Source organism: Mesorhizobium sp. M7A.F.Ca.CA.002.04.1.1 (assembly GCF_004022805.1).
GTDB lineage: Bacteria > Pseudomonadota > Alphaproteobacteria > Rhizobiales > Rhizobiaceae > Mesorhizobium > Mesorhizobium ciceri.
Genome location: NZ_RZPL01000161.1, coordinates 1 through 9,258, shown reverse-complemented (window position 1 = coordinate 9,258; position 9,258 = coordinate 1). Strand labels below are relative to the sequence as shown.

The 9,258-nt window shown below is 63.2% G+C and carries 12 protein-coding genes; 7 read left to right on the top strand and 5 right to left on the bottom strand.

Annotated elements, in window-relative coordinates; all coding sequences use genetic code 11:
• Nucleotides 1-78 precede the first annotated feature (78 nt).
• The 3 genes from ENZ75_RS11275 (at nucleotide 79) to ENZ75_RS11265 (ending at nucleotide 2,785) form a co-directional block, all read left to right on the top strand.
• Nucleotides 79-1,104: a class I fructose-bisphosphate aldolase gene (locus ENZ75_RS11275; protein WP_024502995.1), complete on the top strand. Its 1,026-nt coding sequence runs from the start codon at nucleotides 79-81 to the stop codon at nucleotides 1,102-1,104.
• A 164-nt stretch (nucleotides 1,105-1,268) separates the two neighbouring features.
• Complete coding sequence (locus tag ENZ75_RS11270) at nucleotides 1,269-2,009, top strand: thioredoxin family protein (protein ID WP_063169157.1); 741 nt, start codon at nucleotides 1,269-1,271, stop codon at nucleotides 2,007-2,009.
• A gap of 62 nt (nucleotides 2,010-2,071) precedes the next feature.
• Complete coding sequence (locus ENZ75_RS11265) at nucleotides 2,072-2,785, top strand: SGNH/GDSL hydrolase family protein (protein ID WP_063169158.1); 714 nt, start codon at nucleotides 2,072-2,074, stop codon at nucleotides 2,783-2,785.
• Nucleotides 2,786-2,805: 20 nt separating this feature from the next.
• On the opposite strand, the gene ENZ75_RS11260 is transcribed toward ENZ75_RS11265, so the two are convergent.
• Together ENZ75_RS11260 and ENZ75_RS11255 are read right to left on the bottom strand one after the other, a co-directional pair.
• Nucleotides 2,806-2,985: a hypothetical protein gene (locus tag ENZ75_RS11260; protein WP_032809263.1), complete on the bottom strand. Its 180-nt coding sequence runs from the start codon at nucleotides 2,983-2,985 to the stop codon at nucleotides 2,806-2,808.
• A gap of 96 nt (nucleotides 2,986-3,081) precedes the next feature.
• Entirely contained in the window at nucleotides 3,082-4,029 is a 948-nt protein-coding gene (locus ENZ75_RS11255) for a ring-cleaving dioxygenase (protein ID WP_024502993.1), read from the bottom strand.
• 309 nt (nucleotides 4,030-4,338) lie between these two features.
• Here ENZ75_RS11255 and ENZ75_RS11250 point away from each other — a divergent pair, with 309 nt between their 5' ends.
• The 4 genes from ENZ75_RS11250 to ENZ75_RS11235 all read left to right on the top strand — a co-directional run bounded on the left by ENZ75_RS11250 (nucleotide 4,339) and on the right by ENZ75_RS11235 (nucleotide 6,509).
• On the top strand, nucleotides 4,339-4,506 hold the full coding sequence (locus ENZ75_RS11250) for a hypothetical protein (protein WP_013529241.1): 168 nt from the start codon (nucleotides 4,339-4,341) through the stop codon (nucleotides 4,504-4,506).
• A gap of 84 nt (nucleotides 4,507-4,590) precedes the next feature.
• A complete protein-coding gene (locus ENZ75_RS11245; protein ID WP_063169159.1) occupies nucleotides 4,591-5,181 on the top strand; it encodes a DJ-1/PfpI family protein in 591 nt (196 codons plus the stop codon).
• 75 nt (nucleotides 5,182-5,256) lie between these two features.
• A complete protein-coding gene (locus ENZ75_RS11240; RefSeq protein ID WP_063169160.1) occupies nucleotides 5,257-5,664 on the top strand; it encodes a hypothetical protein in 408 nt (135 codons plus the stop codon).
• A 125-nt stretch (nucleotides 5,665-5,789) separates the two neighbouring features.
• Nucleotides 5,790-6,509, top strand: coding sequence for a YafY family protein (locus ENZ75_RS11235; RefSeq protein WP_013529238.1), 720 nt, complete (start codon nucleotides 5,790-5,792; stop codon nucleotides 6,507-6,509).
• Between the two features lie 62 nt (nucleotides 6,510-6,571).
• On the opposite strand, the gene ENZ75_RS11230 is transcribed toward ENZ75_RS11235, so the two are convergent.
• The 3 genes from ENZ75_RS11230 to ENZ75_RS11220 form a co-directional block, all read right to left on the bottom strand.
• Nucleotides 6,572-7,267: a DUF1013 domain-containing protein gene (locus ENZ75_RS11230; protein WP_013529237.1), complete on the bottom strand. Its 696-nt coding sequence runs from the start codon at nucleotides 7,265-7,267 to the stop codon at nucleotides 6,572-6,574.
• Between the two features lie 485 nt (nucleotides 7,268-7,752).
• Nucleotides 7,753-7,893: a DUF1127 domain-containing protein gene (locus tag ENZ75_RS11225; RefSeq protein ID WP_013529236.1), complete on the bottom strand. Its 141-nt coding sequence runs from the start codon at nucleotides 7,891-7,893 to the stop codon at nucleotides 7,753-7,755.
• A 161-nt stretch (nucleotides 7,894-8,054) separates the two neighbouring features.
• Nucleotides 8,055-9,065: an NAD(P)H-quinone oxidoreductase gene (locus ENZ75_RS11220; RefSeq protein WP_013529235.1), complete on the bottom strand. Its 1,011-nt coding sequence runs from the start codon at nucleotides 9,063-9,065 to the stop codon at nucleotides 8,055-8,057.
• Nucleotides 9,066-9,258: the final 193 nt, after the last annotated feature.

The following is a 9,258-nucleotide window of genomic DNA, read 5'->3' as shown; positions in this document are numbered from 1 at the left end:
GATTCGAGCTTTCCGATGCCATTCCTTTGGCGGTAGACTTCCGTTAAGCGCGGAACAACCGTTTCAGGAGAAGCAACAATGAGCGAACGTCTCGAAGACATTGCCGCTGCGATCGTCGCCGATGGCAAGGGCCTGCTGGCCGCCGACGAAAGTTCCGGCACCATCAAGAAGCGCTTCGACGTCATCGGCGTCGAATCGACCGCCGACAGCCGCCGCGATTACCGCGAGATGATGTTCCGCACCAGGGAGGCGATGACCCGCTACATCTCCGGCGTCATCCTCTATGACGAGACGATCCGCCAGAAGGCCGCCGACGGCACGCCGCTGGTCGACATCATCAAGGCGGCCGGCGCCATCCCCGGCATCAAGGTCGATGCCGGCGCCAAGCCGCTGGCCAGGTTTCCCGGCGACACCGTCACCGAAGGCCTCGATGGCCTGCGCGAACGGCTTGCCGACTACTACAAGCTCGGCGCCCGCTTCGCCAAATGGCGCGCGGTAATCGACATCGATATCGCCAAGGGCGTCCCTTCGGCGACCTCGATCGGCTCCAATGCTCATGCGCTCGCCCGCTATGCCGCCCTCTGCCAGGAAGCCGGCATCGTGCCGATCGTCGAACCGGAGGTGCTGATGGACGGCGCCCACGACATCGACACTTGTTACGACATTTCGAAGGCAACGCTGATCAAGCTCTATGACGAGCTCCATGCGGCGCGCGTCGTGCTGGAAGGCACCATCCTGAAGCCCAACATGGTGCTGGCCGGCAGGAAATCGGGCAAGGTGAGCAGCCCCGAAGAAGTCGCCGAAAAGACCATAAAACTGTTCCGCGAGACAGTGCCGGCAGCGGTGCCGGGCATCGCCTTCCTTTCCGGCGGCCAGGAAGACGAAGAGGCGACCGCCAATCTCAACGCCATCAACGCCATCGGGCCGCACCCGTGGAAGCTGACCTTCTCCTATGGTCGCGCGCTGCAGGCCGCGCCACAGAAAGCCTGGAGCGGCAAAGCCTCGAACGTTGCCGCCGGCCAGGCCGCCTTCACCCATCGCGCCCACATGAACCATCTGGCAGCGCTCGGAAAATGGAAGGCGAGCCTGGAACAGGCCGCCTGATCACAGTCCTTTCTTCCTCCTTCGAACCCGGGCCGATGCGCCCGGGTTTTTTGTTTGTGACTTGCAGGGCTTGGGGCGGAGCCTCTCCGTCCTTATTTCCTCTCCGGCGATGTCGGGTTGCGCCCATCCCCAACGTCCTTGGGATGACATTCAGGGAGAGGTTCATGCATCGCAACAAGATCGTTTCGCGCGAAGACTGGTTCCAGGCGCACAAGGCACATCTGGCGCGCGAGAAGGAACTGACGCGGTTTCGCGAGCGGATCGCCGCGGAACGGCGTGAACTGCCCTGGCTGAAGATCAGGAAAGACTATGTCTTCGAGACCGAACAAGGGCCAAACAGACTGACCGACCTGTTTGGCACTAACAGCCAGCTGATCGTCTATCACTTCATGTTCGGGCCGGGCTGCACCCATCATTGCGAGGGCTGCTCATTCCTTGCCGACCATATCGACGGCGCCAATCAGCATCTACGGCATCACGACGTGTCGCTGGTCGTGGTTTCGCGCGCTCCCCTGGCGGAACTTCTGCCTTACAAGCAGCGCATGGGCTGGAAGTTCGACTGGGTGTCGTCCTATGTCTCGGATTTCAACTTCGACATGCAGGTCTCCTTCACCGACAAGCAGATCGCCGCCGGCTGCACCACCTACAATTTCGAGACCCGTCCACGGACATCGAAGGAGCTTCCCGGCACCAGCGTCTTCTACAGGGACGAGACCGGCGACATCTTCCTCACCTTCATGTCGCGCGCCCGCGGCGGCGAGGCGCAGATCGGCGCCTACGACTATCTCGACATGACGCCGAAGGGCCGCAACGAGAACGGCCCCTATCACGGCCTGATGGATTGGGTGCGGCTGCACGACGAATATCAGGGCAAGCAGGCGGGGCAGGCGAGTTGCTGCGATTGAAGATCGTTCCCGTCGGCCAAAACATTCGCTAAGGCTGCCGCTGATCGTTTAACGGTACTGCCATGCGCTTCCCGGCCCTACTCTCCTGGCTCGCCTTCCCGGTCTATATCTGGCAAGGCCTCGGCGTGCGACGCCGCACCACGCGCATGCTGCCGGCGCAAGGGCCGGTCATGCACGAAATATCAGGCGCAGCACCGGCAATCTCGCTTCTGGTGCTGGGCGATTCCTCCGCCGCTTCGGTCGGCATCGGCAATTCGGAAGACGGGCTTGCCGCGCAACTCGCCGTGCTGATTTCACAAAGCACCGGCCGCGCCGTGCGCTGGCGGGCGGCCGGCTTCAATTCGGCAACGTCCGGCCAGATCCGCGACCATGTGCTGCCCAATCTGTCGGCCGATCCGTGGACGCATATCGTGCTGGCCATCGGCACCAACGACACCAAGAATTTCCACTCCGTGCCGCGCTTCAAGAAGGAGTTCGGTGGCCTGCTCTACGGCCTGCGCGCCAAATGGCCGGAAGCGCGCGTGGTGTGGTCGCCGGTGCTGGAGTTCACGCGGGCGCCAGCCATGCCGCCGCTGCTCGGAAAGATCCTTGAGATCCGCGCCACCGACATGAACCGGATGGGCGAACGCCTTTGCCTGGAGCGCGGCGCGGTGCCGGCGCCGCGCCTGCCGATCACCAATCCGGAAGCCGGCTTTGCCTCGGACGGCTTTCACGCCTCGGAAGCAGGCTACCGGGCCTGGGCCGAGCATCTGGTCGGCCCGGTGCTTGGCCATTGAGCAGCGACGACAAGTGCGTCCTACGTCAAATGCCCGAGCACGGCCGCCAGTGAAATCGCGGCCATGGCGAGCAGTGCCAGCTTCCAGAAATCACCGCGTCGCTTGAGGCCTGGCCAGCCAAGCGGCTTGATCAGTTGAATGACCATGAAACCGGCGATGACAAGGGCGAGGAATTTCGTCATGCCGCCTTTGACCAGCAACGCGCCCGGCTGTCAAAGCACGTCGTTCATTGCCTGAGAAAGAACGGACGCCGGGATCCCGAACCGGAACGCGGCGCCCTTTGACCGGCAAACGATCTACTTCAGCGGCTTGAGGCCAGCCTCGATCGAAGCGCGCTTCGGTTCGAGGAATGGCGGCAGGGCGAGGCTTTCCCCCAGCGTTTCCAGCGGCTCGTCGGCGGTGAACCCCGGACCGTCGGTTGCGATCTCGAACAGGATGCCGTTCGGCTCGCGGAAGTAGAGCGAACGGAAATAATAGCGCTCGACCTCGCCGCTCGACGGCAGCCGGAACTCGGCCAGCCGCGCCGTCCATTGATGCAGCGTTTCCTGGTCCGGCGCCCTGAAGGCAACATGGTGAACCGCACCGGCACCTTGCCGTGCCGGCGCCAGTCCCGGCTGCACCAGGACATGCAGCTCCGCCGCCGGCCCGCCCTCGCCCATTTCGAAGACGTGAACCTGGCCCTCCGGCGAGGCATAGTCGCGCGCCTTGCGCATGTTCATCACCGTGGTCACCACCGCCTCGGTGTTGGTGATGTCGGGAACGCTGATGACGATCGGCCCGAGCCCGCGGATCTGGTGCTCGGCCGGTACCGGGCTTTGCGCCCAGGGATGGCTGCCGCCCTTGCCGCCATCGCTGACCAGGCGCAGACGCTGGCCCTCGGGATCTTCGAAGTCCAGTGACGCATAACCGCCGATGTCGCCGATCTCTCCTGTTGCCAGGCCTTCGTCGGTCAAGTGTTGCTTCCACCAGGCAAGGCTCTCCTGGCTGCCGACCCTGAGGCTGGTCCGCACGATGCTGTGCGTGCCGCGCCGCTCGCGGCCGACCGGCCAGTCGAAGAAGGTAAGGTCGGTGCCCGGTGTCGCTTCGCCGTCGGCATAGAAGAGGTGGTAGGCCGAGGTGTCGTCCTGGTTTACGGTCTTCTTGACCAGCCGCAGACCCAGCACCTTCGTATAAAAATGAAGATTGCCAGGCGCATTGGCGGTGATGGCGGTCAGATGGTGGATACCTGTCAGTTGCAAGCTCATCGTCGTCTCCCTGCTGTTGGGGAACAATTTTCTCCCTCCATATCAGAACTGCGGTCACCCCGCTGAAGGCCTCGTATTCCGACAGTCCGTCGCCGGAAACTGAACAGCGGCGCCCAGAGCACGTCGTCGCTATGAACAATCGGAAGTCGCGAACCTGCCTTCGGCACCGTTCTATGCGGCGAAAAGCGATGCCTTGCCTGCGTCGCGCGCACTGGTCGCAACTATCGTCTCGCGCCTGACATCCTCCTGACAGACTGCTGTCAGGAGGGGTATGCGATAGTACCTCCATACAGAGAGAGGAGACTGGCCATGAACGGTTACACCATTCTGCGCGGCATGCAGCACTATGTCGGCAAGATCCGCACGATGCGCAACGAGATCCGCACCCAGCGGTTCATGAACTCGCTGCCGGCGGATATTCGCAAGGATATCGGCTGGCCGGACATGTATGCGGACCGTGGCCCTCGGGGCAATTGAAGCCAATTTTTCGACCCGGCGATTGGATGTGGGCGCGTCAACGCCCAGATAACAGGTCCGGTGCGTGAGGATGGGAGCGAGCCTATGCCCGAACAGAAGACGATCGGTTTCCTTTTCATCGAAGGTTTTGCCGACTGGGAGTATGGGCTGCTGGCGGCCTCGGCGGTCGAATGGTTCGGCGCCCGTGCCGTGTCGCTGACGCCTGATGGCAACCCAGTGACCGGGATCAGCGGCTTTCGGCTGACGCCCGATCGATCGGCCGGGGCGGATGAGAATGATGATCTCGACGCCATCGCCGTGATCGGCTCCGATGAGTGGGCCGGCAAGGCACCGCCCGATGTTGCTGATCTGCTCAATGCTGTTGCATCGCGCGGCGGCGTGGTCGGCGGCATCTGCGCCGGCACGCTGGCGCTAGCCCGCGCCGGCCTGTTCGAGAAGGCCAGGCATACGAGCAATGGCCGCGACTGGATCAATGGTCATGAGGCCGGCTATGCCGGCGACAGCCTCTATCAGGATGTGCCGCATGCCATGGCCGACGGCAAAATTGTTTCCGCGCCAGGCTCGGCGCCGGGCACCTTCGCGCTCGCCTTTCTGAAGACGCTCTACCCCGAAAGAGGCAGCGATCTCGCTCGGATGCGAACGCTGTTTGCCAAGGAGTATGCTGAAGCCTCCTGACAGTATGCTGTCAGGAGGGCCGTGCAATGGTGCCAGCTTAGGGCACCCGTGCATCGGCGGTCGAAAGGACGATCGATGAAGAGTTGGAACGACAGACTGAGCACACCAGGCATCAACGGCGTCAAGCCGACGCCGCGCACGATGGCCGATGTCGTCGAAGGCCAGCCTATGCTGGTGCCGACAGCGCGCCAGGTCGATGATTTCATCCGCTCGATTCCCGAAGGCGTCGAGATGGATGTGCGTGCGCTGCGTACAGCACTTGCCGTCGAGCATGGCGCCGAAGTGACATGCCCGGTCACCATAGGCTATCATCTGCGCACTGTTGCCGAAGCCGCCAACGAGGACCTCCAGCGCGGCATGACGCCGAGTGACGTGGCACCGTTCTGGCGCGTGCTCGATGCGAAAACACCGACGACGAAGAAATTGTCCTTCGGCGCGGAGTTCGTCGCCGCGCAGCGCAAGCGCGAAGGGCTGAAACCATGAGGCATGCCGCCCAAAAGTGTTCTGCGGTTTTGGGATAACGGCATGCGCGAAAACACGATGCATGCCACCCAGAGGTGGACCGGTTTCGGGCGGCATGCATAGAGACAACGCCGAGGGACCATACGATGCGCCGCGCCGACAGGCTCTTCCAGATCGTGCAGCATCTGCGCGGTGGCCGATTGGTCACCGCCCAGAAGCTCGGCACATGGCTCGAAGTTTCCGAGCGAACCATCTATCGCGACATTGCCGATTTGCAGTCGACCGGAGTGCCGATCGACGGCGAGGCCGGCGTTGGCTACATGATGAGGGAGGGTTTCGACCTTCCGCCGCTGATGTTCACGCGTGACGAGATCGTCGCGCTGGTCGCCGGCGCCCGCATGGTGCGTGCCTTTGGCGGTGCCGCCATGGCGCGGGCCGCCGACGAAGCGCTGGTCAAGATCGGCGCCGTATTGCCCGATGCGGAGAAAGACCGCATCGCCCGCACCGAGATCCACACACCGATGTGGGTGGTCAGCGACGCCGCCCGCGAGGCGATCGACCTGATCGAGCGCGCGGTCGAAAAGCGCCAGGTGCTGACCATCGACTATTCCGACGAGGCCGGCCGCGGCACCGCCCGCGATATCCGCCCGCTCGGCCTGTGGTTCTGGGGCAAGGTGTGGACGCTGGTCGCCTGGTGCGAGATGCGCGACGATTTCCGCGCCTTCCGCATCGATCGCATCGCCTCGGTGGTCATCGCCGGCCGCATCTTCAAGCCGGAGCGCGGCAAGCAGCTTGCCGACTTCTACCGCGCGGTGGAGCGCAGCGAGGACTATGGCATGGCGCCGGACCGCGCCGCGCGAAGCTGAGACCCGACGCAGTTAGAAAAAAGCCCGCTCGAAGCGGGCTTTTTCTTGGATATCAGACAACCTCACTCGTCGTCGTCATTGTCCGTGTTCTTCGACTTCAAGGCCGAGAGCTTGGCGAACACGGCGTTGGCGTCGAGTTCGGCGTCCTCGTCCTTCGGCTTCTCGGGAGCCGGCACCAACCGCTCGGTCAGGGCCGCCGGCAGCAGCGTGTCGCCGACCGGCTGCGCCTGTTCGCGGCCGCGCGAGGCGCGGTTGACTTCCATGTCGAGGTCGATCTGCGAGGCGAGACCCAGCGTCACCGGGTCCATCGGCTGCAGATTGGCTGAGTTCCAGTGCTTGCGCTCGCGGATCTGCTCGATCGTCGACTTGGTGGTGCCGACGAGACGCGAGATCTGCGCGTCCTTGAGCTCGGGATGGTTGCGCACCAGCCACAGAATCGCGTTCGGCCGGTCCTGGCGCTTCGACAGCGGCGTGTAGCGCGGACCCTTGCGCTTGGATTCGGGCACCCGCACCTTGGGGTCCGAAAGCTTCAGGCGCTGGTTCGGGTCCTTCTCGGCACGGGCGATCTCGTCGCGGGTCAGCTGTCCGGTCATGATCGGGTCCATGCCCTTGATGCCTTGCGCCGCTTCGCCATCGGCGATTGCCTTGACCTCGAGCGGATGCAGTCCGCAGAACTGCGCGATCTGCTCGAAGGAAAGTGCGGTATTGTCGACCAGCCAGACGGCGGTCGCCTTGGGCATCAGCAGCGTATTGGCCATTTTTACAAATCCTTCTCGTTCGCCCGCGTTCCCGCGCGGGCGGTGGTTTAGAGCCACCAAAATGGGAAATTCGCGGTCTGTATAACCGCTCTCGGGTCCTTTCGCAACGTTTTTGGAGCAAAGACCGGAAGCCGTGGGTACTTACCGAAAACGTTCCGCGCTCTTGAACAGAACGACAAGCTGGCTTCGCTGGCGAGTTCCGGTCTTGGCAAAGATCGGTTGAGATAGGGGCACCCCTGTCATGCCGGAGCCGCTGCTTCCATCAGGGTTCGCCCTTGTGAAAGCGCCGAGCCAAGATGCCATGCAGGAAACCGAGGTCAACCCTGCTCGATGGCCGGTATCGGTTGGGACGGTCGTTGATCTCCCGCCCAAAACGACAAAACCCGCCGGACTGGGTCCAGCGGGCTCGGAACCGCGACAAAGTTCGTCTGGTGCGGCTCTGGCTTCCACGGCTTGGGCCCGCCGGAGCGGACCAGGACGTGGCTTTAGATAGCCCTGCGGGCGATCTTTTCGATGTCGGCGCGGTTGATGCCGAGATCGCTGAGCTGACGTGCGTTGAGACGGTTCAGTTCGCGGACGGTCTCGGTGTACATACGCCAGTTACGGAAAGCGCGGATCGGGTTCATGGTAGTCCCTCCAGAATGATGTTCGTTTCGATGGTGCTCAAATAGGCGTCATCGATGAGGACTTGAATGGCTGATTTTGCATAGCAATGATGCAAATGCTGCATTGCAGCATTAAGCTTCTGTTCATCTTGTGGGCAGCGAGGCGCTGACCTCGCGCGCTGTCAGCCTACGTCGAGCACGATCTTGCCGATATGCTCACCCTCTTCCATGCGCTCATGCGCCCGCCAGGCTTCGCTGAGCGGGAAGATCATGTCCATCACAGGGGCAACCTTGCGCGTGCCGAGCAGCGGCCACACCTGCGCTTCCAGCGCCGCCGCGATCGCCGCCTTGAACTCGACGGTTCGCGGCCTCAGCGTCGAACCTGTGTGGGTAAGCCGCTTGACCATGATCTTCGAAAAGTCCGCGCTTGCGACAGCGCCGGCCTGAACGGCGATCTGGACGATGCGGCCTTCGACCGCCGCGGCCTCATAATTGCGCGCCACATAGTCGCCGCCGACCATGTCGAGGATGACATTGGCGCCTTTGCCACCCGTTGCCTCCTTCACCGCGGCGACGAAATCCGCCTCGCGATAATTGATCGCCCGGTCGGCGCCGAGCTTCAGGCAGGCGTCGCATTTCTCCTTGCTGCCGGCAGTGGTGATGACATAGGCGCCGAAGGCGGAGGCAAGCTGGATTGCTGTCGTGCCGATGCCGGACGAGCCGCCATGGACGAGCAGCGTCTCGCCTTTCTTGAGGCCGCCACGCTCGAACACATTGTGCCAGACGGTGAAGTAATTCTCCGGCACCGCCGCGGCTTCGGTGTGGGTGAAGCCGGCGGGCAACGGCAGCACGCTCCCTGCATGGACCTTGACATATTCGGCATAGCCGCCGCCGGGCGTCAGCGCACAGACGCGGTCGCCAATGCGCCAGCGTGATATGTCGTCGCCAAGGGCGGCGACTTCACCCGATGCCTCGAGGCCCGGCAGGTCGGATGCGCCGGGCGGTGGCGGATAGGCGCCTTTGCGCTGCTGGACGTCGGGCCGGTTGACGCCGGCGGCATGCACCTTGATCAGGATCTCGCCGGGGCCGGGCTGCGGCACGTCGCGTGTTTCCGGCTTCAGCACCCGAGGGCCACCCGGCTCCGAGATCGCGATGGCCGTCATCCTTGCCGGAATTTTCTGTCCGCTCGCCATGAGATTTCCCGTCTTTCCTCGCCGTTGTCCGATCGGCTGTTTGCATCGACGCCCCTGCCCTATGTATGCTGATTGCCAAATCAGGCAAATGGCCAATCTGGTCTTGGCGGAGGAGGAGCGACGATGGCGATCTTCGACGACGAACCCAAGAAGAAGGCGCGCCCGCACGAGATCGGGCAGGACCTGTCATTGC